Consider the following 26,935-nt stretch of genomic DNA (forward strand, 5'->3'; position numbering starts at 1 on the left):
TGACCGCGCACCGGCCCTCCGGGCCCCTCCAGCACCGAAAGAGAAGGGAAGAGTCCATGGCGGTCGTCGAACGCGTCATCGTCACGGTCTTCGCCACGGTCACCAAGTCCGTGGTCGACGGGCACGGCCACCGGCATCCCGGCCCGCCGCGGGAGGTGCGGGAGGCGCTGCTGGCCATCACCGACAGCGACGGCGCGACCGGATACTGCCTGGCGGCGCCGGACACCGTCAGGGAGGCGGTGATCACGAGCCACATCGGGCCGGCGCTGATGGGTCAGGACAGCCTCGACCGGGAGCGGCTGTGGCACCGCGTCGCCCGCCGGCAGCGGGGCGCGCAGGGCAACCTGTCCGACCGGGCGCTCAGCGCGGCCGACCAGGCCCTGTGGGACCTCGCCGGGCGCAAGCTCGGCCTGCCGGTCTGGAAGCTTCTCGGCGGCGCCCGCTCCGAGGTGCCCGCCTACGCGAGCACGATGTGCGGCGACGACATCCCCGGCGGCCTGGCCACCCCCGAGGACTACGCCGCCTTCGCCAAGGAACTCGTCTCCCGCGGCTATCGCGGGATCAAGCTGCACACCTGGATGCCGCCCATGCCGTACGGCGTGGACCGCGACATCGAGGCGTGCGCCGCGGTCCGGGAGGCGGTCGGCCCGGACGTCGCGCTCATGCTCGACAGCAACCACTGGTACTCCCGCTCCGAGGCCCTGGCCCTCGGCAGGGCCCTCGACGAGCTGAACTTCGCGTGGTACGAGGAGCCCATGGAGGAGGCCTCGGTGCAGTCGTACCGATGGCTCGCCGACCAGCTCAGGACGCCGATCCTCGGGCCGGAGACCTCCTGGGGCAAGCACATGGCGCGGGCGGAGTGGGTGGCCGCGGGGGCCTGCGACATCCTCAGGGTCGGCGTGGTCGGCTCCGGCGGGATCATCCCGGCGATCAAGGCGGTCCACCTGGCCGAGTCGTTCGGCATGGACTGCGAGATCCACGGCAACGGCTCCGGCGCCCTCGCCGTGATCGGCGCCACGCTGTGCGGACAGTGGTACGAGCGGGGGCTGCTGCACCCGCACTCGAACTACGACACGCCCGCCCCGCACCTGCGGTCGATCGTCGATCCGCTCGCCGACGGAAAGGTGCGGATGCCGGACACTCCCGGACTGGGGGATGATCTGGATATGGACTACATCGCCTCCCGGACGGTCACCTCCTGGGGAACCGGCTCACAATAGGAGGCGGACAGGCGGGTCAGGGAGGTTACACATGGCGGAACCCGTGCCGCACGTGAAGTCGGCACTCCGGACGGTCGAGCTGCTCGACTTCTTCGCGCAGTATCCCGGACTGCACAGCCTCACCGACCTACAGGGCAAGCTGGGCTACCCCAAGAGCAGCCTGCACGCCCTGCTGCGCACGCTGGTCGACCTCGGCTGGATCGAGACCGACGTCACCGGCACGCTCTACCGGATCGGCATGCGGGCTCTGCTGGTCGGGGCGACGTACATCGACGGCGACCCGGTGGTCCAGCTCGCGCACGACGCACTGGACTGGCTGGCCGAGGTCACGGGCGAGACGGTGCACCTCGCCCGTCTCGACCACTTCGACATCGTGTACCTCGCCACGCGCGCCTCGCGGCACTACCTGCGGCCGTTCTCACGCGTGGGCCGCCGCCTGCCGGCGAGCACCACGTCGCTCGGCAAGGCGATCCTGGCGAGCAGGGACGACGGCGAGGTGCGCGCGATGCTGCCCGCCGAGCTGCCCTCGCTGACGGCCCACACGATCGTGGACGCCGAGGAGTTGCTGGTCGACCTGCACCGGGTGCGCAAGCAGGGCTACGCGGTGGACCGCGAGGAGAACACCGAGGGACTGCGCTGCTTCGGCGTCGCGCTGCACATCAGCGACCCGCCGCGCGACGCCATCAGCTGCTCGGTGCCGATCCCCCGCCTCACGCCCGAGCGGGAGAAGGAGATCGCCTCCTGCCTCCTTGAGGCGCGCGAGCGCATCGAACGCTCCGCCATGCGGCAGCGCCGCGCCTACTGACCGGCTCCGCCCCCGGCGGCGGAGCCGTGTCCTGCGCCTCACGCTCTCCAGCCGGTGGCGCGCAGCCACGTCTCCAAGGTCATCAGCCCCGGGTGCTCGGATCGCAGGGCCGGCAGATCGACCTGTGCGGACGGTTGCTCGTCGAAGAACTCGAACATCCGGGCCACCCACTCGTCGAACGCGCGCACCTGCTCGATCGGCGTCCGTTCGAAGCGGGCCGGCAGGCCGCACACCCGGCCGAACGTCTCGGCGATCTCGGACGGGGTGAGCTCGTCGGCGCCCAGGTCGACGGTACGGCCGAGGAACCGGCCGGGGCGCTCGAAGGCGAGGGCGGCGAACACCCCGATGTCCTCCACGCCGATCAGCTGCATCGGCTTGCCGGGCTGCGCGGGGAGCCGCACGACCAGCGTGCCGTCCTCCAGGACCGGCCGGTTGTAGGTGGCGAAGTTCTCCATGAAGGAGACCGGGCGCAGGACCGTCGCCGGGAGCCCGAGGGCGTGGATCTCGCGCTCGATCCGTGCCTTGCTCTCGAAGTGGGGGATCCCGGAAGGGGCGTCCGCGCCGGGGACCGAGCTGTACACCAGGTGTCCCGTGCCGATCTCCGCGGCCAGCCGGGCCACCGTCAGGCCCCGCCGCTCCTCGGCGGCGGCGCCCTCGACGGTGATCCTCGGGCCCTGCATCATGGTCAGCGCGAGGAAGACCCCGTCCACGCCCCGCATCGCGTGGCGCAGCGACGCCTCGTCGTCGAGGTCGCCCACGACGAGTTCCGCCCCCGACTCTTCCAGGGTCCTCGCGGCGGAACGGTCCGGGTCGCGCACCAGGGCGCGCACGCTCCGGCCCCGGGCGAGCAGTTGCCGCGCGGCGGCGCCGCCCTGCCGGCCCGTGGCGCCGACCACCAGTACGGGATCGCTCATGGCGCCTACCTCCGTGGCACACTCGCGGTGTGAAGGATCATGGACGTCACGATAACGAGAGGGCGTCCGGCGGTCCTGGCACTCGTGCTGCCAGTCACGCGCCCGGCCGCCGCGCCAGGGTGTCGGACCGCAGGGCCGAGCTCGGCGCGTTCCTCCGCGCCCGGCGGGCCCGCCTGCGTCCGGCCGACGTCGGCCTGCCGGAAGGCGAGCCGGCCCTGCGCCGCACCCCCGGCCTGCGCCGCGAGGAGATCGCCGAGCTCTCGGGTGTCGGTGTCACCTGGTACACCTACCTGGAACAGGGACGGGACATCTCGGCGTCGGCGCAGGTGATCGACGCGCTGGCCCGCGCGCTGCTGCTCGATCCCGACGAACACCGCCACCTGCGCGACCTGGCCGGCCTGGCCCCGCCGGACACGCCGTCCGGCGAGGGGGAGCGGCCACGTGACCGGCTGCGGCTCCTGGTGGACTCCGCCGCCCCGAACGCCGCCTCCGTGTACGACGCGCGCTTCGACTATCTGGCCTGGAACACCCCCTACGCCCTACTCCGCCACGATCCGCTGACGCTCCCGCCGGGCAGGCGGAACCTGCTGTGGATGATGTTCACCGACGCCGGCAACCGCGCCCGGATGGTCCATTGGGAACCCGCCGCCCGCGCCGTGATCAGCCAGTTCCGCGCCGCGATGGGACGCCGGCCGGGTGATCCCGCCTTCACGGCGCTGGTGGCGGAGCTGAGCGAGGTCAGCCCGGAGTTCCGGGAGTGGTGGGCGGACTATCCGGTCCGCCGCTTCAGGCCCGCGACGGTCGCGATCGACCACCCCGAGATCGGGCGGCTGGACCTCGAAGTGTTCCAGTTGCGTCCGGCGGAGCACCCCGATCTCCTGCTGGTGCTGCAGGTGCCGGCGGGCGAGGACGGCCGCAGGCGGGTGACCTCGCTCCTCGATGGACGGCGGGACTCCGGCGGCGCCCCGAAGAGCAGCGCCCTAGAGGGCGGCGCCTCAGAGGGCGGCGCTCCAAAGGGCGGCCTCCCGGCGCGCCGCCCCGGTAATCGCCCGCATCCGGGGTAACTTCGGCATCATGGCCACCCGTACGTCCGGACAGGGGTCCGGCAAGCGCCCCGCGTCGCGCTCCGGATCCCGTACGGCTTCCGCGAAGCGATCCCCGGCGGGTTCCCGAGGCAGGGCGGCGCCCAAGTCCGCGCCCAAGCGGCCGGTCGCCACCGGACAGGACCCGATCAGCTGGTTCTTCCTTGTGATCGGCAAGCTCGTCATCGGCATGTGGATGCTGGTGGCGAACGGCGTGGGCATGGCGGCGCGGGCCCTCGGGCAGGGAGCCCGCGACCTCGACCCCGTGCACCGCCGCGACGGGCAGGGGCTGTCGGTGCTCGCGGCCGCCATCGTGCTCGCCGCCCTGACCTGGCGGGACACCAAGACGGGATTCGCCGCGTTCGTCGACACCGTGGTGCGCGGGACGGTGGGATCGCTCGCCTGGGCGGTGCCCGTGCTGCTCGCGCTGCTCGCCTGGCGGCTGCTGCGCCACCCCGACCAGAACGCCGAGACCGGCAGGATGGGCATCGGCTGGACCGCGCTGCTGGCCGGGATCCTCGGGATCGTGCACGTCGCCCACGGCACGCCGTACCCCTCAGGCGGGCCCAACGACGGCATGGACAACGTGTCGGCGGCGGGCGGCATGATCGGCTTCATCGTCTCGGCTCCGCCGTCGAGCATCCTGCCGGCGTTCATCACGATCCCGCTGCTGGTGATGCTGTCCGGCTTCGGCCTGCTGGTGATCACAGCCACTCCGGTCCACCGCATTCCCGAGCGTCTCGCCGAGATCCAGCACATGCTCTTCCAGCGGCCGGAGGAGACCGGGGAGCCCCGCAAGGCCCCCGCGCCGGCCAAGAAGCGCACCCGCAAGCAGCAGGGTGGCGGGCGCGACGCCGAGGGCGGCGACGGCGTCAAGCCGTACGACACGCCCGTGCTGTCGGAGAAGGACCACTCGCCGGAGATCGTCCCCGGCCTCGTGGACGACGTCGTGGAGTCGGCCGAGCCGACCGAGCCGGAGATACCCAAGCCGGCGCCTCAGCCTCCGCTGCCGACCCCCGCGCCGCGCAAGGTGGAGCAGCTCGTCCTGTCCAGCCAGGAGGGGCCGTACACGCTGCCGGACCTCACGATGCTGCGGCCGGGCAGCGCGCCCAAGCAGGAGACCAAGGGCAACCGGACGGTCGTGAACGCGCTGACCAGCGTGCTGGAGCAGTTCTCCATCGACGCGCAGGTCGTCGGCTTCACCCGGGGCCCGACGGTGACCAGGTATGAGATCGAGCTGGGCCCGGCCGTCAAGGTCGAGAAGGTCACCGCGCTCACCAGGAACATCGCCTACGCCGTCAAGTCCGCGGACGTCCGGATCCTGTCTCCCATCCCCGGCAAGTCGGCCATCGGCGTGGAGATCCCCAACGTCGACAAGGACCTCGTGTCGCTCGGCGACGTGCTGCGCTCGCAGGTGGCCCAGGCCGACCACCACCCGATGATCGTCGGGCTCGGCAAGGACGTCGAGGGCCGCACCATCGTGGCCAACCTGGCCAAGATGCCGCACATCCTCATCGCGGGCGCCACCGGCGCGGGCAAGTCGACCTGCATCAACGGGCTGATCTCCTCGATCCTCCTGCGGGCCACGCCCGACGAGGTCCGCATGGTGCTGGTCGACCCCAAGCGGGTCGAGCTCAGCTCGTACGAGGGCATCCCGCACCTCATCACGCCCATCATCACCAACCCGAAGAAGGCCGCCGAGGCCCTCGAATGGGTGGTGGGCGAGATGGACCGGCGGTACGACGACCTGGCGGCCAGCGGCTTCCGGCACGTGGACGACTTCAACAAGGCCGTGCGCGCGGGCAAGCTGGTGCCGCCGCCGGGCAGCGAGCGCGTCTACCAGCCGTACCCGTACCTGCTGGTGATCGTGGACGAGCTGGCCGACCTGATGATGGTCGCGCCGCGCGACGTGGAGGACTCGATCGTCCGCATCACACAGCTCGCCCGGGCCGCCGGCATCCACCTGGTCATCGCCACCCAGCGGCCGTCCGTGGACGTCGTCACCGGCCTGATCAAGGCGAACGTGCCCTCGCGGCTGGCGTTCGCCACCTCCTCGCTCGCCGACTCGCGGGTCATCCTCGACCAGCCGGGAGCCGAGAAGCTCGTCGGGCAGGGCGACGCGCTGTTCCTGCCCATGGGCGCGAGCAAGCCGATGCGACTGCAGAACGCGTTCATCTCCGAGAAGGAGATCGCGGAGGTCGTCGCCCATTGCAAGGCCCAGATGCAGGCCGAGTATCGGGAGGACGTCGCCGCGCCCGCCGCCGCGAAGCGGGAGGTCGACGAGGAGATCGGCGACGACCTCGACCTGCTGATCCAGGCCGCCGAGCTGATCGTGTCGACCCAGTTCGGCTCGACGTCCATGCTCCAGCGCAAGCTGCGCGTGGGCTTCGCCAAGGCCGGGCGGCTGATGGACCTGCTGGAGAGCCGCAACGTGGTCGGCCCGAGCGAGGGGTCCAAGGCCCGCGAGGTGCTGGTCAAGCCCGACGAACTGCCCGGCCTGCTCGCCGAGCTGCGCGGCGGGGAGTAGCCGCCGGGCCTCGCCAGGCACTTCAGGGACCAACCGGCGCGCCTCGGCGGCGCACGGGTGCACGCCGGCCCCCCGGACGACGTCTTCCAACGCATGAGCCCGAGGAGGCAGGCGTGGGCGCCGAACAGCCCGTCGCGGGCCTGCGTCAAGAAGTGGCTGGGCAGCGCCTGGGGCCCCGACGTCTGCACGGGCTGGATCACCTGACGTCAGCGCCGGCGACCCGGTGGGCGGCGGTAGCGAGCAGCAGGGCCGCGTGCGCGCCGGGGTCGGTCACCGGATGGCCCAGCAGCGTCTCGATGCGCTGCAGCCGCTGGTAGAACGTCTGCCGCCCGAGGTGCAGCGCGGCGGCCGCCCGAGTCGCGCTGCACCCGTGCAGCAGGAAGACCTCCAGCGTGCCGACGAGGTCGGTCCGGTGGGCCGTGTCCCAGTCCACCAGCGGGCCGATGGTCCGCCGTACGAGCTCGGCGGCGTGCCGGGCGTCGGCGTGGCGGGTGAGCTCCAGTTCGAGGGCGAGCGCGCGGGTGGTGACGAGCCGGGCGCCCCGCCGCAGCCCGAGCGCGGCCCGCGCGTCCCGCAGCGAACCGCCCAGCTCGGCCAGGCCGGTCGCGGCGTGCCCCACGGCGACTCTGAGCTGGGGGGTGTGCAGCCGCCGCAGCGCCTCCTCCAGCGCCTGGGCGGCCGCGCCAGCGGCGTCCGCCACGGCCACCGGCACCGCGAGGGCGCCGAGCACCAGGCGGCCCACCCGCCCCCGCAGGGCGGTCGTGTGCAGGATGTGCGCGGCCCGGTCGAGCACGGCGAGCGCGGCCGCCGTCTCCAGGGCGTCCACGGCCACGCCCACCAGCAGGTGGCCGGGCCCGGTGGGCAGGCCCGCCATGACCGCCCGTACGCCGGGGTCGGCCTCGGCCGTGCCCTCGATGAGGTCCCGCAGCAGCGCGGACGCCTGGCGGTCGCGCTCGCTCGGCGGACTGCCCGTCCTGAGCATGGCGAGGGCGAGGGCGACGGCCGTCCGCTCCAGCGCGATCGCCAGGTCGTCGGCGGGCAGCGCCGAACCGGGGCCGGCCACCAGCCGCCCCCAGGGGTGACCGTGGAGGGTGACCGGTGACTCGCAGACCGCACGCTCGGCCGCGCGCCAGGCGTCCCGGTCGCTGCCCACGCCGTGGGCGGCGACCAGCGCTCCGCTGGCGGACAGCAGCATCAGCGGTGCCCCCACCACCTCGGCTCCGGTCGCCAGTACCCCGGCGACCCCGGCGCCGGCGATGAGCGCCTCGTTGAGGGCGCGAGTGGCCGCGTCGCCCACCCGCAGCCGCCGGCTCGCGTAGTCGACGATCAGCGTGTTGACGTGCTCGGTGATCCGGATGAACGGGACGACCGCGTGCAGGGTGATGAAGGGCAGCTCCTGCCTGCGGGCCTCCTCCACCAGCTCGGGCGGCGTCTCGGGGAACGTGCGGCCGAGTTCGAGGGCGACCCCGGCCACGCCCCTGGCGGCGATCTCCCGCAGGTAGTGCCGCCGCGCCCCCGCGTCGGTGCCGGCCAGGCCGAGCCCGGTCGTCAGCAACAGCTCGCCGCCGGTGAGCAGGGGACCGATCTCGTAGATCTCGCTGGAGTGCACCCATCGGACCACCCGGTCGAGCGCACCCTTCCCGGCGAGGACCTCCGGCCGGGCCTCCCGCAGCACCTCGAAGGACAGCAGCTCGCGCAGGGTCAGAGGCATCGGTGCACCCCTATACGGATCGTCCGTTAAGGGTCGTCATAGTACGGACGTTTCGTCCGTTCCCGAAGGCCCGGCATGGAGGGATAGTGAGCGCATGACGAGCGACGCAGCCATGCTCAGCGTGGCCCTGGAAGAGGCAAGGAAGGGGTTCGCCGAAGGCGGCGTGCCGGTCGGCGCGGCCCTGTTCGGCCCGGACGGCCGCCTGCTGGGGCGCGGGCGAAACCGCCGGGTCCAGGACGGCGACCCCTCGGTGCACGGGGAGACCGCCGCCTTCCGCGACGCGGGCCGCCAGCCCTCCTACCGCGGGACCACCATGGTGAGCACCCTGTCGCCCTGCTGGTACTGCAGCGGCCTGATCCGGCAGTTCCGCATCCCGCGGCTGGTGGTCGGCGAGTGTCGCACGTTCATGGGCGCGCACGAGTGGCTCGCCGAGGCCGGGGTGGAGGTCGTCGTGCTCGACGACCCCGAGTGCGCCGGGCTCATGACGGCCTTCATCGCGGCCAACTCGGCCCTCTGGAACGAGGACATCGGAGATGAGGCATGAATTCGGTTCCCGTCGTCGACCTGACTCCCTGGTTCTCCGGTGAGGCGGACGGCCGGGCGCGGGTGGCCGCCCAGGTCGACGCCGCGCTGCGCGAGATCGGCTTCCTGCTGGTCACCGGGCACGGCGTGCCGGCCGCGCTGCGCGAGGACGTGCGCGCCGCGGCCCGGCGGTTCTTCGCCCTGCCCGCCGAGGCGAAGCAGCGGTACGCGGCCATCGTGGGAGAGCGGGGCTGGCTGCCGCCGGGCGTCGAGGCCAACGGCTACGCCGAGGGCACGCCCACTCCGCCCGACCTCAAGGAGACCTTCGCGGTGGGCGCCGACCAGCCGATCGGCGTCCCGGAGATCGACGCCGACTGGTTCCTCGCCAACGTCTGGCCGTCCGAGGTGCCCGAACTCCAGATGCTGCTCACCCGCTACTTGGCGGAGATGCGCTCGCTGGCCGGCGAACTCCTGGTGGTCTGCGCGGCCGCTCTGGGAATCGAGGAGGACTTCTTCGCCTCCCGGGCCGACCACCCGTCGTACACGATGAACATCAACCGCTACCCGCCGCTGTCGCAGGTGGGCGAGCCGGAGCCGGGGCAGTTCCGGATCGGGCCGCACACCGACTTCGGCACCGTGACCGTGCTCGACCGGCAGCGGGGCGTCGGCGGCCTGCAGGTCTACACGCTCGACGGCGAGTGGATCGACGCGCCGTTCGTGCCGGACTCGTTCACGATCAACATCGGCGATCTGCTGGCCCGCTGGACGGGCGACCGCTGGCGCTCCACCCGGCACCGGGTGCTCCCGCCCGACCCGTCGGCGCCGGACGAGGAGCTGATCTCGCTCATCTACTTCTACGAGTGCAACCCCCTGGCCGAGGTGGAGTCGCTCGGCCCCCCGATCGGCCGGGTCTCCTACGAGCCCGTCCGCGCGTCCGACTACCTCCTCGAGAAGCTGAGGGCGATCACCGTATGACAGTTCTGGAACCCCCCGAAGTCGCCGTACGCGAGGGCCGGTACGGCGACAAGGTCGCCGCGATCGAGCCGGGCGGCATCGAGTTCATCCCCCTCTCCGAGCGCCACGGCAGGCCCCGGCAGCTCTTCTGGACGTGGACCTCGCCGAACCTGGAGTTCGCCACGATCTTCCTCGGGGTCCTCGCCGTGGCGGCGTTCGGGCTGGGCTTCTGGCAGGCCGTGCTCGCCGTCGTCGTGGGCAGCGGCCTCGGGGCCCTCACCCACGGCGTGCTGTCGGCCAGGGGCGTGAGTGCGGGGCTGCCGCAGATGGTGCTCGGCAGGCTGCCGTTCGGCTATTGGGGCAACGTCATCCCTTCGGCGTTCAACTCCGTCGCCGCCGGAATCGGCTGGTTCGCGGTCAACAGCGTGAGCGGCGCGCTCGCGCTGAACACGCTGACGGGTCTGCCGGGCTGGGCCTGTCTGCTGATCGTCGTCGCGGTCATGGTGGTGCTCGGGTTCTTCGGCCACAACCTCGTGCAGGCCTTCGAGAAGTACGCGTTCCCGGTTCTCGCGGTGATCTTCGCGGTCACCTCCGTGATCATCCTGTCGAAGGCCGAGCCGGGCTACGCGGGCAGCGGGGGAGGGCCCGGCGGCTTCCTGCTGACCGTGGGCGCCACGTTCGGCTACGCGGCCGGCTGGAACCCGTACGCCGCCGACTACACGCGGTACCTGCCGCAGGACGCGAGCAGGCGGGCCACCGGCTTGTCGGCGGGCCTCGGCGTGTTCGTGTCGTGCGTGCTGCTGGAGGTCGTCGGCGCGGCGTCCGTGACGATCGGGGGCGGCGACGCCCTCGGGCAGCCCACCTCGGCGTTCACCGGCCACCTGCCCGCGCTCGTGGCGAACCTGACGCTGCTCGCGATCGCCCTCGGGGCCGTGTCGGCCAACGCGCTCAACGTCTACTCGGGTGCGATGTCGCTGCTCGCCCTCGGCGTACGGCTGCCGCTGACGATGCGGCGGGCCATCGTCGCGCTGGCCTGCGGCGTGATCGGCTTTGCGGTGGCGCTGTCGGGCCTGGAGGACGCCGGGCACAAGTATGAGGCGTTCCTGCTGGTCATCGCGTATTGGATCGGCCCCTGGCTGGGCGTGGTGCTGACGGACATGCTGCTGCGGCGCGGCCAGGACGTCCGCGCGCTCGAACCGCTCATGTTCGACCGGCGGCACGCCAACTGGGCCGGGCCTGTCGCGATGGTGGCGGGGGTCGTCCTGTCGGTCTGGCTGTTCTCCAATCAGGAGCAGTACGTCGGCGTGGTGCCGCGCAGCGTGCCCCAGGTGGGGGACATCGCGTTCGAGGCCGGGTTCCTCATCTCCGCCGGGCTCTATCTCGCGCTGAAGCCCCTGCGGCGCGGCTGAACGGGCTCCGGGCCGCTCCCCGGCGTGCACTCTCCGTGCATATTCGACCCACCCACGGGTACCCATCGTAGCCAGTTACTGATTGAATGTGACTAACTACGCATTGTGGGGCGAGCTGTTCAGCTCGGACAGGGGGCGGAACGATGAGCGTTGGTGCTGTTTTGGCCGAAGCCCGTGAGCGCGCCGGGCTGACCGTGCGTCAGCTCAGCGAGCGCACGCGGATCCGCGAGACCGTCATCGAACGCTTCGAGCGCGACGACTTCTCGGTGGGCGACTTCTACGCGCGCGGGCACATCCGGACCATCGCCTCCGACCTCGGCCTGGACCCGGACGAGATCCTGCGGCAGTACGAGCAGGAGAACGCCGACATCGCGTCACCGGTCAAGGCGTCGGCGGTGTTCAGGGGCGACGTGGGGGAGCGGGCCCGCAGGGCCCCCAGCTGGACGATGGCCGTCGCGGTGGCCCTGGCCATCGTCGCGGTCGTCGTCGTCGCGCGGATGCTCGGGGGCTCCGGCGGGAAGACGGGCCCGACGGCCGCCCAGCTCCCGGTGACCGCGCCGCACGCGCACGCGCGTCACGACAAGGGCCACGAGAAGAAGACCCTCGAGGAGGCCGTCGCGCCCGGCCTCGTGGTCGTGAAGGTCACCGCGCGCAAGCCGGCCTACCTCAACGTGAGAGACGCCAAGGGCCACGAGATCTTCCAGGGGACGCTGCCCGAGGGGAAGACCACGACCTATTCGGCCAAGGACCGGATGAAGGTGACCATCGGCGACGCGGGGGCGGTGCGGCTGGAGGTCAACGGAAGGGACCTCGGCACGCCCGGCAAGGACGGCCAGATGATCCGGCGGACCTTCGACGCGGGCGGCCCGAGTCCCCGTTAATCGCCGACTGCCGATACCGTAGTTCGCATCATGTCTTCTCGCCGAACCGTATCGCTGATCACGCTGGGCTGCGCCCGCAACGAGGTCGACTCCGAGGAGCTGGCCGCGCGGCTGGAGGCCGCCGGCTGGCACACCGATGACGACGATCCCGACGTCGTCGTCGTCAACACGTGCGGCTTCATCGATTCGGCGAAGAAGGACTCCATCGACACCCTGCTCGCCGCGGCCGACTCGGGCGCGAAGGTGGTGGCGGCGGGCTGCATGGCCGAACGGTACGGCGCGCAGCTCGCCGACGCCCTGCCCGAGGCGACCGTGATCTCCTTCGACGACTACGCCGAGATCGGGGAGCGTCTCGACGACGTCCTCGCGGGCAGGACGCTGGTCCCGCACTCGCCGCGGGACCGCCGCACGCTCCTGCCGATCACGCCGGTGGAGCGCGCGGCCGCCCGGGCCCACATTCCCGGTCACGCCCAAGAGGACCCGCTGCCGGAGGGCGTCGCCCCCGCCAGCGGCCCGCGCATGCTGCGCAAGCGGCTCGGCTCGGGGCCGGTGGCCTCGCTGAAGCTCGCGTCGGGCTGCGACCGGCGCTGCACGTTCTGCGCGATCCCGGCCTTCCGCGGCTCGTACGTCTCGCGCCGCCCGGAGGACCTGCTCGCCGAGGCCGCCTGGCTGGCCGGGCAGGGCGTCAGGGAGCTCGTGCTGGTCAGCGAGAACTCCACGTCGTACGGCAAGGACCTGGGCGACCTGCGCGCACTGGAGAAGCTGCTGCCCCCGCTGGCCGCGACCGAGGGCATCGAGCGGGTGCGGGTCAGCTACCTGCAGCCCGCCGAGCTGCGGCCCGGGCTGCTCGACGTGATCGCCTCCACCGAGGGGGTCGCGCCCTACTTCGACCTGTCCTTCCAGCACGCCAGCGGGACCGTGCTGCGGCGGATGCGGCGCTTCGGCGACCCCAAGCGGTTCCTCGACCTGCTCGCGCAGATCCGTGACCGCGCGCCCGAGGCGGGCATCAGGTCCAACTTCATCGTGGGGTTCCCGGGGGAGACCCAGGAGGAGTTCGACGAACTGGTGGGCTTCCTGGAGGAGGCCAGGCTGGACGTCATCGGCGTCTTCGGCTACTCCGACGAGGAGGGCACCGAGGCGTACGGCTTCGAGGGCAAACTCGACCAGGACGTGATCGAGGAGCGGGTCGCGACGCTGACCGAGCTCGCCGAGGAGCTGACCGCCCAGCGGGCCGAGGAGCGCATCGGCACCGAGCTGGAGGTCCTGATCGAGGAGGACCTCGGGGACGGCGGCTACGAGGGCCGGGCGGCGCACCAGGGCCCCGAGGTGGACGGTGCGGTCACGGTCCAGGGGATCGGCCTGGTTCCCGGCCAGATCGTCCAAGCGGTCGCCGTCGACTCCGAGGGGGTCGACCTCATCGCCCGGATCAAGGCAGGCACATGACGGAGCGCGGTGAGCCGCCGGTGGACGTGGCGGGCCCGGGAGAGGTGACACCGGAGCCCGCGGCGCCGCCGGTCGCCGCCGTGCCCGTCGCGCCGGTGGCGATACCGGCGTCCGCCGACGTGGCCGGAGCGGTCGCAGGAGAGGGCGCCGGAGACGGCACGGTCCGCCACGTCAGCACCTGGAACATCGCGAACGTCCTGACCATCGCCCGGCTGGCGATCGTCCCCGTCTTCACCGTCTTCCTGTTCGCCGAGGGGGAGGGCTGGCGCCTGGCGGCCCTCGGCGTCTTCCTGCTCGCGTCCCTCACCGACCAGCTCGACGGCTGGCTCGCCAGGAAGTACGCGCTGATCACCGACTTCGGGAAGATCGCCGATCCGATCGCGGACAAGGCACTGATCGGCGCCGCACTGCTCAGCCTGTCGTACCTCGGCGAGATCCCGTGGTGGGTCACCCTGGTGATCGTCGCCCGCGAGGCAGGGGTCACGCTGCTGCGCTTCCTCGTGATCCGGCACGGGGTTATCCCGGCCAGTTACGGGGGCAAGGTGAAGACCGTGTTGCAGATCGTGGCCATCGCGCTCTACATCGTGCCGGGGGTGCCGGATCTGATCAGGTGGGTGGCCATGGGCCTCGCCCTGGTGGTCACGGTGGGGACCGGCGCCGACTACGTGGTGCGGGCGGTGCGGCTGCGGCAGGTGGCGAGGAGCGCGCGAAGCCGATGATGGGCGTGGCGAGCGAGGTGCTGTCCCTGCTGGTTCGCCAGGGCGCGACGGTCGCCGTGGCGGAGTCGCTCACGGGCGGCCTGATCGGGGCCGCGATGACCGGTCCGATGGGGGCCTCGGCCGCCTTCCGGGGCGGGGTGATCGCCTACGCCACGGATCTCAAGGCGAGCGTCCTCGACGTGCCGTCCGACCTCCTCGGCAGGGAGGGAGCGGTGCACCCGGACGTGGCCGCGGCCATGGCCACGGGAGTGCGCAAGCTCGCGGACTCCGACTACGGCCTGGCGGTGACCGGGGTCGCCGGCCCCGATCCCCAGGACGGCAAGCCGGTCGGCACGGTCCACATCGCGCTGGCGGGACCGGGAGAGCGGCTCTGGCACCGCGACCTGCGCTTGACCGGAGACAGGGACGGGATCAGAACTGCCACCTGTCAGGAGGCGTTGACCCTGCTGGAAGGTGTGCTGAAGGCAAATTTGGGGGAACATTCGGGGTGATTACCGCGTTACGTCCCCAGCGAACATGCTCGCCTCGGTCTGCCGCGGTGTCGCCCTCTACAGGTACGGTGGAGCTGTGAGTGAGGTCCGTGAGCCAACGGCGAGGAGCAAGACAGGCGCACGCCCGGCGAAGGGGCCGAGCGAACCCATGATGACGGCGAGGCGTATGTACGAAGGGCAGACGAAGAAGGGGCGACATGAGCCCACCGTGAGAGGCGTCGTGAAGGCGCCCCCCTTGGGGAGGGAGCGACAGATGATCCTGCTGCGTCAGCTGCTCGGTGACGTGCTGCGGCGGCTGAGGGTGCGGCAGAATCGCACCCTTCGCGAGGTCTCCACTCTGGCGCGTGTCTCACTCGGCTATCTGTCCGAGGTCGAGCGCGGTCAGAAGGAAGCCTCCTCCGAACTGCTCGCCTCGATCTGCGGCGCGCTCGGGGTCCCGCTGTCCCAGGTGTTGCGCGAGGTGTCCGACCAGTTCGCGCTGGCCGAACTGCAGGCCGCCCCCGTGCTGGCAGAGGTGCCTGAGCACGAGCGCCTGCCCATCCCCGAAACCGTGCCCGCAGGGCCGGAATTCGAGGGCTTCCCCGAGGTCAAGGACATGGTCGCCGCTTAGGCGGCGTCCCGACGCCCCGCCGCGCCGGCGGTCGGCGTCTCCACGACTTCGCCTGACCGTCCCCACAGGCCCCATAAAGACACGGCTCGATAGGACACGCCCGGCAGCAGGCCAGGCGTGGCCCCGCGCTCGCAGTCCGGCTCGACCCGGACCCGGGTGCCCTGTCCCGATCCCACGGGCGGGCGCCTGGCCCCCGCAGGCACGGTTCGCAGGCATGGTTCGCAGGCATGGTTCACAGGCACGGTTCCGTTCCGGCGTGCCCATCCGGGCCCCGTTCGCGCTCGGTCGCGCTCGTCCGCTCCCGTCTCCGCGGTCTCTTCCGCACCGCGGTCCCGCGGCGTCCTCACGTCCCTCGGTCGCGTGGCTCCCTTGTCTCCGTACGGCTGTCTTCGCTGACCGCCGTGATCACGATGCCTGGATCTCGACCACCCTGCCGTCCGGGTCGGTCATGAGGTGCCGGCCGGGCTCCAACCGCGGCTCGGCGGTGGCGCCGTCCACATGGAGACCGAGCCGTACGGCTCCGGTTCTGCGCTCGGCGGTCGCCGGGTACAACTCGAACACGGTGCCGTCGGCCAGGACGGCGGCGTAGTGCTGCGGGCCTCGGCCGTGCCGCTCCCGGGTGAATTCGACGCCGAGTGCGCCGTAGAAGGCGCGGCACTCCTCCAGCCGATCGGTGTACAGGACGAGCAGCATGACGCGGGCGGCGGTGGGCGGCACGGAATCCCCTTCGTCTCTACGCACCGCCCTATTGTCGGTTCTCAGTCCCGCTGGCAGGCGGGGCACCAGTAGATCAGCCGCTCGGCCGGCTGCGGTCCCATCTCCCCGCCGCTGACCGGGGCGCCGCAGCGGCGGCACGGGCGGCGTGCCCTGCCGTAGACGAGCAGCGACCGCCCGGGGCGCGGATCGCCCGTCGTCACCGGGAGCGGCGCGTCCTTGCTCGCGTCCATCAGACGGTGGGCGACCGTGACCAGCGCCTCCAGCTCGTCCTGCGGGATCGACCCCACGGGGCGCCACGGGGACATCCGCGCGGCGTACAGCGTCTCGGCCCGCCAGATCGTGCCGATGCCCGCCAGGTCGCGCTGGTCGAGCAGCGCCTCCCCGATCGTCCGTTCCGGAGCGCGCAGCAGGTTCCGTACGGCGAGGGCGGCGTCCCAGTCCGGCCCGAGCAGGTCCGGGCCGAGATGCCCCACGACCCGCTCCTCACGGTCGGTCGGCACGAGATCGACCATCCCCAGCCGTGTGCCGACCGCCTGCCACTGGATGTTGGCGAGGATCAGCCGGACCACGTCGCCCCTCGGCGCCGGACGACCCGCCGGGCCCACGCGCCAGCTTCCCTCCATACGCAGGTGGGTGTGGACGGTGAGCCCGCCCTCCACCCGGGTCAGGAGGTGCTTGCCGCGCGAGACCGTCGTCAGCACGGTCCGGCCGCGCAGATCGGCGGTGGCGTACCGGGGCACCCGGAAGTCGCTGCGGGTCAGCCTCCGGCCGTCGAGGGCCTGCCTGAGCCGCTTGGCGGTCCGGTAGACGGCGTCACCCTCCGGCACGGCTCTCCTCCCGGGAGGATCGGGTTCAGGCGGCTCACACGGGCATGTGTGAGTCCCACGCCGCCGGGTCGGCGGCGAGCTCGGTCACTCGGTCCGGCAGCTCGCCCTTGGCGATCTGCTCCAGGGTGACCTCTTCGAGGATGGCCCGCTCACTCGCCCGCAGCGCGATCCACACCTGCTGCAGCGCCTGGGCGGCGCCCTGGTAGCCGACGTGCTCGGGCCGCTCGCCCCGCACGTTGGCCAGCGGCCCGTCCACCGCGCGGATCACGTCGGCGAGCGAGATCTGACTGGCCGGCCGTGCCAGGACATAGCCCCCCTCTGGGCCCCGCTGCCCGCGCACCAGTCCGGCGCGGCGCATCTGCAGCAGGATGTTCTCCAGATATTTGGGGGGCATCTCCTGCTCCTTGGCCAGCTCGCCCACCGTGGTGGGTCCCTCACCCGCCGCGGCGAGTTCGGCGGCGGCACGGAGGGCGTAGTCGACACGGGCAGAAAGTCGCATGTAGTCGATTATCCCGCCTGGTTGGCATCGGTAGGACGCCCGCCCGCCAACACGGCCCGGCCGGGCCTAATCCAGCCGGAGCCGCACGACGAGCGGGAGGTGGTCGGAGAACGGAACCCGGGGCGCGTCGGCCGCCACCGCGGTGAGCCCGTCCGAGATCAGCACGTGGTCGATGCGCCGCACAGGGGCGTCGGCGGGCGAGGTCGGCGGGTCGCCGAGCGCCCGCAGGGGGTCGGACAGGCCCGCGGCCTCCAGCACGCGCATCTGGGGATCGGACGGCGTCGTGTTGAGATCTCCCGCCACGATCACCGGTCGTGGGTCGGCCACACCGATGCCGGGTGGGAGGGTGTTCGCGGCGAGCCGCCGGGCGATCGCCGCCACCTCGGGCGCCTGCCCGCGCGGCTCCTGCAGGTGCGTGTTCACGATCCCCACCTCGTGGTCGCCGATGTTCAGCACGATCGACTGGGCCTGGGCGCCGGTCGGGTATCCGTGCCGCCCCAGCCGGGTCGAACCGATCTCAGCGACGGGCAGGTTCGTGAGCAGCGCGTCGCCCCAGAGTCGGTCCGCGGCGGGGGCGAAGTAGTAGCGCATGCCCAGGCCGCGGGCGATCCTCGCCAGGTCGTCGTGCCCGCCGTTGAGCAGCCAGCCCCGGTCCACCTCGCTGAGCAGCACCACGTCGGGGCGTCGCGTCGCGGCCCAGGCGGCGACGCGGTCGAGGTCGAGCCGCCCGCCGAGCCCGAAGCCCATCCGGATGTTGTACGCCACGAGTGTGAACTCGTTCCCCGTGATCGTTTTCGTGGCCGGCGGCGACTGCCAGGTGAGGAGGCCGGTCAGCAGGGCCAGCGACACCGTGATCGACCCCCATCGGCGCGGCGCCCGCCGTACCGGGGTGGTCGGGCGCCGCCGGCCCCCGCGTACGGCGACGGCGGCGACCGGAACGGCGACCGCCACCGGGACCAGGGCGTTGGGAAACCCCAGGTCGGCGTCGAAGGCCGCGTAGTAGAGGAACGCCCCGGCCAGGAACACGAGCATCCCGCCCAGCACCGCGACGCCGCCGCGCCCGCCCGCGCTTCCCACGGTTGGGGCCGTGTGCCGCCCGGCGGCGCCGGCGCAGGCTCCGAGGGCGACCGTCGTCACGAGGGCCGGCAGGCCCTGCACGCCGGTCTCCGCCGCCGCCACCCCGGCGATCAGGAAGAGCCCGGCCGTCCAGCCCCACGACGTGGTCCAGGTGTAGACGACGGCCGCGCACAGCGCCGCGACCTGGAGCGCGACCGCCAGAGCGGTGAAGGGCGCACTGTGCTGCGCGGTGTCCTGCGCGAGTATGGCCGGGCCGCCGCAGTACATGCCCGCGAGCATGAGCATCGGGCCGAAGGCGAACCACACGGCCGCCGGGGCGAGGATGGGCGACGCGGGCGAGAGCCGTACGGACCGCAGGAAGGCGACGCAGAGGGCGACGGCGGCGAACCAGGGGAGCGGCCCGACCCGCCAGACGAGGTCCACCCGGTCGAGGGCCAGATGGACGATCGACGCGCCGGCCAGGCCGCCGATCAGTCCGGCGGGCACCCACGTGTCCGCCACCGTCCGCGCGCAGCCGTAGAGGAAGACCAGGCCCGCCGTGACCCCGGCGGAGGCGAGCAGAAGCTGGGGGGCGCCCCCGTCTGCGGCCTGCAGGCCGAGCCGGGCCACGACGAGCGCCACCGCGCCCGCCGTCCTGACGATCCGGGGCGACGCGAGCCGCGCCGCGGGGACGGCGGCGAACGGCAGGACGAACCACAGAGCGGCGTACATCCCCATGCTCGCGGGGTCGGTCTCGCCCGCCCTGCCGTACAGGGTGATGAGGGACGGCAGGAACACCCGCACCACGTCGAACAGGAGCGCGACGCCCGTCACAAGCATGACCAGTGGCCATGGGGGAGCGGGAAATCGGCGGGTCGGTGTGGTGCGCGGCTGCCTGGCCGTCTCGGTCATGGCGCTCCCTTCAGGCTCATATGAGCCATCCTCATGAAACATGGGAGCGTTACCAATACGTTCGACCTGGGGCGTTCCCCGCCCTTGTCCGCTCGCTAAGCTTGCTGGAAACCTTGTTGTTCATTCACGGGCGCACATGATCGAAGCGCCGCCGGGGGCCGAGCGAACCGGAGGGGCGTGGGTGGGCGCACCGACGGCGAGCCGGAGACTCAGACGATGGGAAGCAGGAGCATGGAGCGACGTCCTGGCGTGCCCCGGCTGCTCCGGGAGATCAACGACCGGGCCGCCCTGGAACTGCTGCTCGCCTCGGGTCCCCTGACGCGCGGCCAGATCGGGGAGCTCACCGGCCTGTCCAAGGTCACCGCGTCCCAGACGCTGGCGCGTCTGGAGGAGCGCGGCCTGGTGGAGGTCGTGGGGGAGCAGGCGGGCAACAGGGGACCCAACGCCGCGTTGTACGGCGTGATCGCCTCCTGCGCGTACGTCGCGGGGCTCGAGGTGGGCCCCGACCGGGTGTCGGCGTCGATCGCCGACATCAACGGCGACGTGGTGGCCGAGGTGACGGCCTCCCCCGAGGGGCAGGACGACCCGGTGTCGCTGGTGCACGCGGCCGTGGTGAAGGCCTGCAGGAGCGCGAAGGTGGCGCTGTCGCGGCTGCGCGGCGTGGTCATCGGCACGCCCGGCGTCGTCGACCCCCGCACCGGCGATGTACGGTTCTCCTTCGACCTGCCGCAGTGGCACGAGGGCATCCACGAGGCGCTGGCACGCGACCTGCGCCGGGACGTCACGATCGAGAACGACGTCAACCTCGCCGCGATCGCCGAACGCGCGAAGGGCTCCGCCCAGGAGGTGGACGACTTCGTGCTCGTGTGGGTGGGCCGGGGCATCGGCCTGGCCGTCGTGCTGGGCGGACGGCTGCACCGGGGCCGGTCGGGCAGCGCGGGGGAGATCGGCTACCTCCCGGTGCCCGGCGTGCCGCTCGCCGACGACGTGAGGGCGGTCCCCGGGCGTCTGCCGTCGCTCGGGGGCGGCCTGCAGTCGCTGGTCAGCTCCGAGGCCGTCACCGAACTGGCCCGCGGGCACGGCTTCGCCGGAAACACCGCCGCCGACTGCGTGACCGCGGCCGTCGCCGCCGGGTCCGCGGGCGAGCCCCTGCTCGACGAGGTCGCCTCGCGGCTCGCCCTCGGCGTGGCGTCGGTGTGCGTGGTGCTCGACCCCGGCCTCGTGGTGCTGGCCGGAGAGGTCTGCCGGGCCGGCGGGGCGGCGCTGACCACCCGCGTGGAAGAGGCGGTCGCGCGCATCTGCCCGGTCCCGCCGCAGGTCGTCACGAGCCAGGTGGAGGGCAATCCGGTGCTGCGCGGCGCCGTCCTCGCCGCGCTCGACCAGGCCCGTGAAGAGATCTTCACGGCATAGGGAGTGCTTCCAGCCGAAGCCCCGATCCGGACGGGTGACGGCGTCGCCGTTACGAGCCGTCCATGGAGTGGCCCGGAACGTTTCCGTTCGCGTCGGTCACCATGAGCGTCCCGGCCATTCCCATGTCGGAGTGGCTTTGTACGTGGCAGTGGTACATCCACATTCCGGGGCCGACGAGTTCGCCCGCGATCACTTGGAAGCCGAACGATTCGGCGGGTCCTGTGGTCTTGGTGTCGATGATCCGGCTTTGGTCTTGCGGGTCTTTGAGCATGCCGGTGCGGTTGTCGGCCCAGCGGTGTCCGTGGATGTGGAAGGTGTGGAAGAAGTTGCCGTGGGCGATGACGATGAACTCCACGCGTTCGCCGAGTTCGGCGGTGAAGTCGGGTGCCTGGGTGAGGTTGTTGGTTTTCATGTCGTTGAAGACGACGGTGAAGGTCTTGTCCGGGAGTATGTCGCCTGTGCGGCGTACCACCAGTGGCCCGTAGAGTCCGCGCAGGATGCCGCCTGTGCCGTGGTCGGTTCCCACGACGTGGTCGTGGTAGTGCCAGTAGCCGGCGCTGCCGGGTGCGATGGTGCCGTCCGGGCGGGTGGCCGGGGTGTGGGTGCGCCAGGTGTAGACGTATCGGCTTCCCGGTTCCACCACGCTGTTGTTCATCCGCGTGCCGTCGCTGGTCGTTTCGTAGTCGACTCCGTGCGCGTGCAGGCTGGCGGTGACGTCGGTGTTGTTGACCAGCTCGATTTCGAGGGTCTCGCCCTCGATCATCTCGATGAGGGGGCCGGGGATCGTGGGCTTTCCGGGCTCCAGGCCGTAGCCCATCTGACCGTCCGGCAGGTTGTCCGCGTAGAGGGTGATGCGGCGGACGTCGCCCGGCTCGCCCGCGGTCTTGCCGGCGGTCTTGCCCGCGGGCTCCGCGGTGGCCTGACTGGCCACGGCGAACGGCGCGATCGCGGCGGCTGTCGCCGCGGTGGTGGTGAAGGCGCGCCGGGAGAGCAGGCGTCGCGTCACATCAGTGCTTTTCTCGGTCATGGTTCCCAATCGGTGACGGCGCTCGCCCGGGCGCGGCGAGCGGGGGGTGGTCCGTGATGCCGGCGGATACGACATGGGGGTCGGGGTCGAGGCGCGGCCATGCCGGTCTGGAGGAATTCGCGCAGGAAAGAAGGAATTTCGAAGCCGGGTCAGCCGCAGCTGATCGCCGTGTAGTCGGTCTCGTATGACGTGGTGACCTTCTTGCCATTGATGAACGACGTCCCGGTCACGGTGGCCTTGCCCGCGCCGATCTGTTTGGCCCGCGTGTTGAAGGACTGGTACGCCTGCTTGCCCGGGGCCACGTCGGCCACGGTCTTGGAGCCGTACGGGGTGGTCAGTGTCACGGTCGCCGGCACGTCGCCGTCGTTGACGGCCGTGACCGCGACGTACACCGACGTGCCCACGCAGCGGGACGAGGCGGTGACGGTCAGCGGCACGCTCTCGCTCGCGCCGGTCACGGTGAACGTCCCGGCCATTCCCATGTCGGAATAGCTCTGTACGTGGCAGTGGTACATCCACTTCCCGGGGCCGACGTATTCACCGGCGATGACCTGGAAGCCGAACGATTCGGCGGGTCCTGTGGTCTTGGTGTCGATGATCCGGCTTTGGTCTTGCGGGTCTTTGAGCATGCCGGTGCGGTTGTCGGCCCAGCGGTGTCCGTGGATGTGGAAGGTGTGGAAGAAGTTGCCGTGGGCGATGACGATGAACTCCACGCGTTCGCCGAGTTCGGCGGTGAAGTCGGGTGCCTGGGTGAGGTTGTTGGTCTTCATGTCGTTGAAGACGACGGTGAAGGTCTTGTCGGGGAGTATGTCGCCTGTGCGGCGTACCACCAGTGGCCCGTAGAGTCCGCGCAGGATGCCGCCTGTGCCGTGGTCGGTTCCCACGACGTGGTCGTGGTAGTGCCAGTAGCCGGCGCTGCCGGGTGCGATGGTGCCGTCCGGGCGGGTGGCCGGGGTGTGGGTGCGCCAGGTGTAGACGTACCGGCTTCCCGGTTCCACCACGCTGTTGTTCATCCGCGTGCCGTCGCTGGTCGTTTCGTAGTCGACTCCGTGCGCGTGCAGGCTGGCGGTGACGTCGGTGTTGTTGACCAGCTCGATTTCGAGGGTCTCGCCCTCGATCATCTCGATGAGGGGGCCGGGGATCGTGGGGTTTCCGGGCTCCAGGCCGTAGCCCATCTGACCGTCCGGCAGGTTGTCCGCGTAGAGGGTGATGCGGCGGACGTCGCCCGGCTCGCCGGCGGTCTTGCCGGCGGTCTTGCCCGCGGGCTCCGCGGTGGCCTGACTGGCCACGGCGAACGGCGCGATCGCGGCGGCTGTCGCCGCGGTGGTGGTGAAGGCGCGCCGGGAGAGCAGGCGTCGCGTCACATCAGTGCTTTTCTCGGTCATGGTTCCCAATCGGTGACGGCGCTCGCCCGGGCGCGGCGAGCGGGGGGGGTGGTCCGTGATGCCGGCGGATACGACATGGGGGTCGGGGTCGAGGCGCGGCCATGCCGGTCCGGAGGAATTCGCGCAGGTCTAAGGGCACTTCCACCGATGTGTAACGGGTCTTTAGCTGATTTCTTCGGTAAGTATGGTAACGAACTAGTCAACTTAGTAATTGATGTGGACTAAATGCAGCCAGACTGTTACGTTTCCAGCCGAAGCGCCTGAGGAGCGGCCACCAGCCTCTGAGGGGATGTAGGACGTCACGGCACCGCTGCCGTCACCGGGAATGATCGATCGGCGCAGGGACGAGGAGCTCGACAAGGTCGGCGCCACGTCCGACATCGGCGAGCCCAGTGACCACTGCGGCTGATCAGGTAGTTCTTCCGAAGGTTGCTGTTGCCCCCCACAACCGAAGGAGCGGACGATGGGCCGAAGAGACCTCTTCGCACACCCCGGCCACCCGCCTGGCGCCGCGCCGTGATCACAAGGGGAACGTCGCCCTGACTCTGGGCGTGGCGACGCCGCCCGTCATGGCCGCCCGACCTACCACCGCTTCGAGGCCGACACCGCCTGGCCGAGTTCCGCGACGCCCGTGCGCGCGAGCTCTCCCGCCCGGCACGCCCTCGGAGTGACGCCGGCCGTAGCGCGATGTCCGCCGGCCGACGCATCAGATCATGAGAGGTACACGGTATATGCGCATCAGATCTTTCTCGGGCTTCCTCAGTGATTTGCGGAGGGCGCTCAGAACCCCTGCCACGCTCGGACGCATGGCCCTGGTGATCGCGGCAGTGGCACTGCCGACGGTGTGGCTGTCGGGAGTCGGAGCCGCGGCGCAGGACCAGAGTCAGCAAGTCGGCCAGGCGGCGGAGCAGACGCTCGTCTGGACCGCCGACAACGATTACACCCAGTACAAGTCCGCGCCGACCACGGCGACGGCCGGCCCTGCGACGATCATCTTCGAGACCAACGCGTCGACCGGCAACACCTCCGGGATGACGCACACGCTGACGTTCGACGTCTCCAGCCCCGGCTACAACCACGACGTCAACGTCAACATCGTCGCCAGCCCCTTCGACACGAGCGGGGGCAGGCACGAGGTTCAGGTGAACCTCACCCCTGGAACGTACCGCTACTACTGCGCGATCCCCGGTCACTCGGGAATGGTCGGCGAGATCGTGGTCACCAGCGCCGGTCCCACCGACACGACGCCGCCGCAGGTGTCGGCTTCGGTGTCGGGCGAGGAGAACGCCGATGGCGACTACGTGGGTTCCGCCGCGGTGACCGTCTCGGCCACCGACACCGAGTCCGGTGTGGACACGGTGGAGTACGCCCTGGACGGTGGCGCGTTCCAGGCCTACACGGCTCCGGTGCCGGTGAACCAGGTCGGCGAGCACACTGTGCGGTACCGGGCCGCCGACAAGGCCGGCAACACCTCTGAGGTGCAGTCGGTGACGTTCACGGTGGTGGCCCCGCAGCCGAAGGACACCACCCCGCCGACGGTGTCGGCGGCTGTGTCCGGCACGAAGGATGCCGATGGCGACTACGTGGATTCCGCCACGGTGACCATCTCCGCGACCGACACCGAGTCCGGTGTGGACACGGTGGAGTACGCCCTGGACGGTGGCGCGTTCCAGGCCTACACGGCTCCGGTGCCGGTGAACCAGGTCGGCGAGCACACCGTGAGCTATCGGGCGACCGACAAGGCCGGCAACACCTCCGACGTCGCCACGGCCGACTTCACGGTCGTCGTGGCGCCGCCGCCCGCCGAGACGCCGCTGACCGTTACCGCCTCGTCCCGCTGCGTGGGCACGTCGGTGTACGTAGCGGTCACGGCCGTCAACGACGGCGACGTGCCGGCGACCGTGACGCTGACCACCCCGTACGGCTCCAGGACCGTGGCCGACGTGGCCCCGGGCAAGCAGGCGTACCAGTCCTTCAACACGCGGGCCAACCAGATCGGCGCGGGCAAGGCCACCGTGACCGGGACGTCGTTCATCGACGGCGAGAAGGTCACCACGTCCTACGAGAGCGGCTACAACGCGATCAGCTGCGGCTGACCGGGCCGGCGTGGCGATCACGGTGTACGTACCGGGGACGCCGCCGAACCGGGGCCGACCGGCCGATGGGCCGGTCGGCCCCGCCCTCTATAGCCCGGCCACCGAGGGACCATCGCTCAGCAGCTCCACCGCGGCCTGGGCGTTGGCGCGGGCCGCGCCGTACGTCGCGATGTAGGCCCCCGCGTCGGGCCGCCAGATCGGCAGGCCCATCTCCATCACGACGGCGTCCGGGCGGGCGGCGAGCAGCTCCGAGATCAGCGCGCGGCTGTCCGGGTGGCGGTGGGCGTCCTTGACGACCACGATCAGCGAACGCTCCAGGGCCCGGCCGAGCAGCGCCCCCGCGTCGGCCTCCGCCGGCGTGACCCGGACGATCTCGGCCTCCGGCAGCCACGGCGCGACCCCCCAGGGCACCTCGCCCACCGCGATCGTCGGCGGTGTGTCGATCTCGACCACGAACGGATCGACCAGCGGCCCCGCCGAGCCCGTCAGCGACACCGCGCGCCGGGCGGCGTGCAGGCCGACGGCGTCGCCCTCCGCGCCCTCCCCGGCCGGCCCGCTCCCTGATGGCAGGTGCGCGCCGGCGAACCAGTCGCGCAGCCGCTCCACCCGCGCGGCGGCCTCTTCCAGCCGCTCGGCCGTGAGCCTGCCCTCGGCGACGGCGTCCACGATGTGGTCCACCATGCTCCGCACGTCCTCCGACGTGGGCAGCGGCCCGAGGCACAGCAGGTCGGCGCCCGCGGCCAGGGCCCGCACCGCGCCCTCCGCGAGCCCCACGTTCTTGCTGATCGCGTGCATGTCGAGGGCGTCGGTGAGCACGACGCCGTCGTAGCCCAGCTCGCGGCGCAGCAACCGGGTGAGCGCCCGGGCGCTGAGCGTGGCGGGCAGGTCGCCGGTCAGCTCGGGAACGGCCACGTGCGCCGTCATGATCGACTTCACTCCGGCCTCGATCGCCGCGAGGAAGGGGACCAGCTCACGCTCTCTCAGCAGGTCGAGCGAGGCGTCCACCCGCGGGATCTCCAGGTGGGAGTCCTGATGGGTGGCGCCGTGGCCAGGGAAGTGCTTGACGCAGGCGGCGATCCCCGCCGACTGCAGGCCGCGTACGGCGGCGACCGTGTGCCGTGCCACCAGGCCCGGCGACGAGCCGAACGACCGGGTGCCGATGATCGGGTTGTCGTCGGCGGTGTTGACGTCGGCCACCGGGCCCATGTCGAGGTTCACCCCGCACCGCGCCAGGTCGGCGGCCATCGCGTGGTAGACCCGCTCGGTCAGGGCCACGTCGTCCACCGCGCCGAGCGCCGCGTTGCCCGGGTAGGCGCTTCCGGTGTGGTAGGCCAGCCGGGTGACGTCCCCGCCCTCCTCGTCGAGGGAGACGACCGGGCGGCCCGCCTCGTTCAGGCGGGCGCTGAGCGCGGCGACCTGCTCGCCGCCCGCGACGTTGAACCCGAAGAGGCAGACGCCGCCCAGACCGTCCTCCAGGCCGCGCAGGACCCAGTCCGGCGCGGTCGTGCCCTGGAACGAGATCAGCAGTGCGCCCGCCGCGAGCCGGTGCAGGCCCGGGTCGCCGGTACGCGTGGACAGGTCGGCGGCCCCCGCCAGGGGGTCGCGGGTGGCGGACATGGTGTCTCGGCTCCTTAGGTGACAGTGGGAGTGAGGACGCGCGGCAGGGCTCGTACGGCCACCGGGTGCGGTGGCCGTACGAGCGGCCTTCAGGAGAGTGG

The 26,935-nt window shown here is 71.7% G+C and carries 23 protein-coding genes; 14 read left to right on the plus strand and 9 right to left on the minus strand.

What is annotated here, in order from left to right:
- Positions 1-56: 56 nt before the first annotated feature.
- Together FH610_RS20365 and FH610_RS20370 are read left to right on the plus strand one after the other, a co-directional pair.
- Positions 57-1,220, plus strand: coding sequence for an enolase C-terminal domain-like protein (locus FH610_RS20365; protein WP_139576110.1), 1,164 nt, complete (start codon positions 57-59; stop codon positions 1,218-1,220).
- A 31-nt stretch (positions 1,221-1,251) separates the two neighbouring features.
- The gene (locus tag FH610_RS20370; protein ID WP_139576111.1) at positions 1,252-2,025 is read left to right on the plus strand and encodes an IclR family transcriptional regulator; all 774 of its coding nucleotides are present in this window, start codon (positions 1,252-1,254) and stop codon (positions 2,023-2,025) included.
- A gap of 38 nt (positions 2,026-2,063) precedes the next feature.
- Here FH610_RS20370 and FH610_RS20375 read toward each other — a convergent pair whose 3' ends face one another.
- On the minus strand, positions 2,064-2,939 hold the full coding sequence (locus FH610_RS20375; protein ID WP_139576112.1) for an NmrA/HSCARG family protein: 876 nt from the start codon (positions 2,937-2,939) through the stop codon (positions 2,064-2,066).
- A 119-nt stretch (positions 2,940-3,058) separates the two neighbouring features.
- Here FH610_RS20375 and FH610_RS20380 point away from each other — a divergent pair, with 119 nt between their 5' ends.
- Positions 3,059-4,003, plus strand: a complete 945-nt coding sequence (locus FH610_RS20380) for a helix-turn-helix transcriptional regulator (RefSeq protein ID WP_139576113.1) — start codon at positions 3,059-3,061, stop codon at positions 4,001-4,003.
- A gap of 10 nt (positions 4,004-4,013) precedes the next feature.
- A complete protein-coding gene (locus tag FH610_RS20385; protein ID WP_205825920.1) occupies positions 4,014-6,548 on the plus strand; it encodes a DNA translocase FtsK in 2,535 nt (844 codons plus the stop codon).
- Between the two features lie 196 nt (positions 6,549-6,744).
- Here the strand turns inward: FH610_RS20385 and FH610_RS20390 are convergent, their stop codons facing one another.
- A complete protein-coding gene (locus tag FH610_RS20390; protein WP_139576115.1) occupies positions 6,745-8,259 on the minus strand; it encodes a PucR family transcriptional regulator in 1,515 nt (504 codons plus the stop codon).
- Between the two features lie 94 nt (positions 8,260-8,353).
- Here FH610_RS20390 and FH610_RS20395 point away from each other — a divergent pair, with 94 nt between their 5' ends.
- From FH610_RS20395 to FH610_RS20430, 8 genes are all read left to right on the plus strand, one after another.
- Positions 8,354-8,803, plus strand: coding sequence for a nucleoside deaminase (locus FH610_RS20395; protein ID WP_139576116.1), 450 nt, complete (start codon positions 8,354-8,356; stop codon positions 8,801-8,803).
- Positions 8,800-9,756 (plus strand): isopenicillin N synthase family dioxygenase, encoded by a 957-nt coding sequence (locus FH610_RS20400; protein ID WP_139576117.1) that lies wholly within the window; start codon positions 8,800-8,802, stop codon positions 9,754-9,756. Before FH610_RS20395 ends, FH610_RS20400 begins: the two co-directional genes overlap by 4 nt.
- Positions 9,753-11,144, plus strand: a complete 1,392-nt coding sequence (locus tag FH610_RS20405; protein ID WP_139576118.1) for a purine-cytosine permease family protein — start codon at positions 9,753-9,755, stop codon at positions 11,142-11,144. The genes FH610_RS20400 and FH610_RS20405 overlap by 4 nt, the downstream gene beginning before the upstream one ends.
- Positions 11,145-11,305: 161 nt before the next feature.
- Complete coding sequence (locus tag FH610_RS20410; RefSeq protein WP_161628037.1) at positions 11,306-12,025, plus strand: helix-turn-helix domain-containing protein; 720 nt, start codon at positions 11,306-11,308, stop codon at positions 12,023-12,025.
- Positions 12,026-12,055: 30 nt separating this feature from the next.
- Positions 12,056-13,468, plus strand: a complete 1,413-nt coding sequence (rimO, locus tag FH610_RS20415) for a 30S ribosomal protein S12 methylthiotransferase RimO (protein ID WP_139576120.1) — start codon at positions 12,056-12,058, stop codon at positions 13,466-13,468.
- A complete protein-coding gene (gene pgsA, locus FH610_RS20420; RefSeq protein WP_139576121.1) occupies positions 13,465-14,187 on the plus strand; it encodes a CDP-diacylglycerol--glycerol-3-phosphate 3-phosphatidyltransferase in 723 nt (240 codons plus the stop codon). The genes rimO and pgsA overlap by 4 nt, the downstream gene beginning before the upstream one ends.
- The gene (locus FH610_RS20425) at positions 14,184-14,678 is read left to right on the plus strand and encodes a CinA family protein (RefSeq protein WP_139576122.1); all 495 of its coding nucleotides are present in this window, start codon (positions 14,184-14,186) and stop codon (positions 14,676-14,678) included. Before pgsA ends, FH610_RS20425 begins: the two co-directional genes overlap by 4 nt.
- Before the next feature lie 253 nt (positions 14,679-14,931).
- On the plus strand, positions 14,932-15,288 hold the full coding sequence (locus tag FH610_RS20430; protein ID WP_139576123.1) for a helix-turn-helix domain-containing protein: 357 nt from the start codon (positions 14,932-14,934) through the stop codon (positions 15,286-15,288).
- A 405-nt stretch (positions 15,289-15,693) separates the two neighbouring features.
- Here the strand turns inward: FH610_RS20430 and FH610_RS20435 are convergent, their stop codons facing one another.
- From FH610_RS20435 to FH610_RS20450, 4 genes are all read right to left on the minus strand, one after another.
- On the minus strand, positions 15,694-15,981 hold the full coding sequence (locus FH610_RS20435; RefSeq protein ID WP_205825928.1) for a VOC family protein: 288 nt from the start codon (positions 15,979-15,981) through the stop codon (positions 15,694-15,696).
- A 65-nt stretch (positions 15,982-16,046) separates the two neighbouring features.
- Complete coding sequence (locus FH610_RS20440) at positions 16,047-16,832, minus strand: DNA-formamidopyrimidine glycosylase family protein (RefSeq protein ID WP_139576125.1); 786 nt, start codon at positions 16,830-16,832, stop codon at positions 16,047-16,049.
- Between the two features lie 34 nt (positions 16,833-16,866).
- Positions 16,867-17,331, minus strand: a complete 465-nt coding sequence (locus tag FH610_RS20445; protein WP_139576126.1) for an RrF2 family transcriptional regulator — start codon at positions 17,329-17,331, stop codon at positions 16,867-16,869.
- Positions 17,332-17,397: 66 nt separating this feature from the next.
- Complete coding sequence (locus FH610_RS20450; protein ID WP_139576127.1) at positions 17,398-19,299, minus strand: endonuclease/exonuclease/phosphatase family protein; 1,902 nt, start codon at positions 19,297-19,299, stop codon at positions 17,398-17,400.
- 231 nt (positions 19,300-19,530) lie between these two features.
- Here FH610_RS20450 and FH610_RS20455 point away from each other — a divergent pair, with 231 nt between their 5' ends.
- Complete coding sequence (locus tag FH610_RS20455) at positions 19,531-20,709, plus strand: ROK family transcriptional regulator (RefSeq protein WP_139576128.1); 1,179 nt, start codon at positions 19,531-19,533, stop codon at positions 20,707-20,709.
- 49 nt (positions 20,710-20,758) lie between these two features.
- Here the strand turns inward: FH610_RS20455 and FH610_RS20460 are convergent, their stop codons facing one another.
- Entirely contained in the window at positions 20,759-21,736 is a 978-nt protein-coding gene (locus FH610_RS20460; protein WP_139576129.1) for a multicopper oxidase domain-containing protein, read from the minus strand.
- 149 nt (positions 21,737-21,885) lie between these two features.
- A complete protein-coding gene (locus tag FH610_RS20465) occupies positions 21,886-23,121 on the minus strand; it encodes a multicopper oxidase domain-containing protein (protein ID WP_139576130.1) in 1,236 nt (411 codons plus the stop codon).
- 806 nt (positions 23,122-23,927) lie between these two features.
- Here FH610_RS20465 and FH610_RS20470 point away from each other — a divergent pair.
- A complete protein-coding gene (locus FH610_RS20470; protein ID WP_139576131.1) occupies positions 23,928-25,217 on the plus strand; it encodes an OmpL47-type beta-barrel domain-containing protein in 1,290 nt (429 codons plus the stop codon).
- An 87-nt stretch (positions 25,218-25,304) separates the two neighbouring features.
- On the opposite strand, the gene FH610_RS20475 is transcribed toward FH610_RS20470, so the two are convergent.
- On the minus strand, positions 25,305-26,834 hold the full coding sequence (locus FH610_RS20475; protein ID WP_139576132.1) for a glycoside hydrolase family 3 protein: 1,530 nt from the start codon (positions 26,832-26,834) through the stop codon (positions 25,305-25,307).
- Positions 26,835-26,935 lie beyond the last annotated feature (101 nt).

Origin of the sequence: Microbispora catharanthi, assembly GCF_006334915.2 — a bacterium.
GTDB classification, from domain to species: Bacteria; Actinomycetota; Actinomycetes; order Streptosporangiales; family Streptosporangiaceae; genus Microbispora; species Microbispora catharanthi.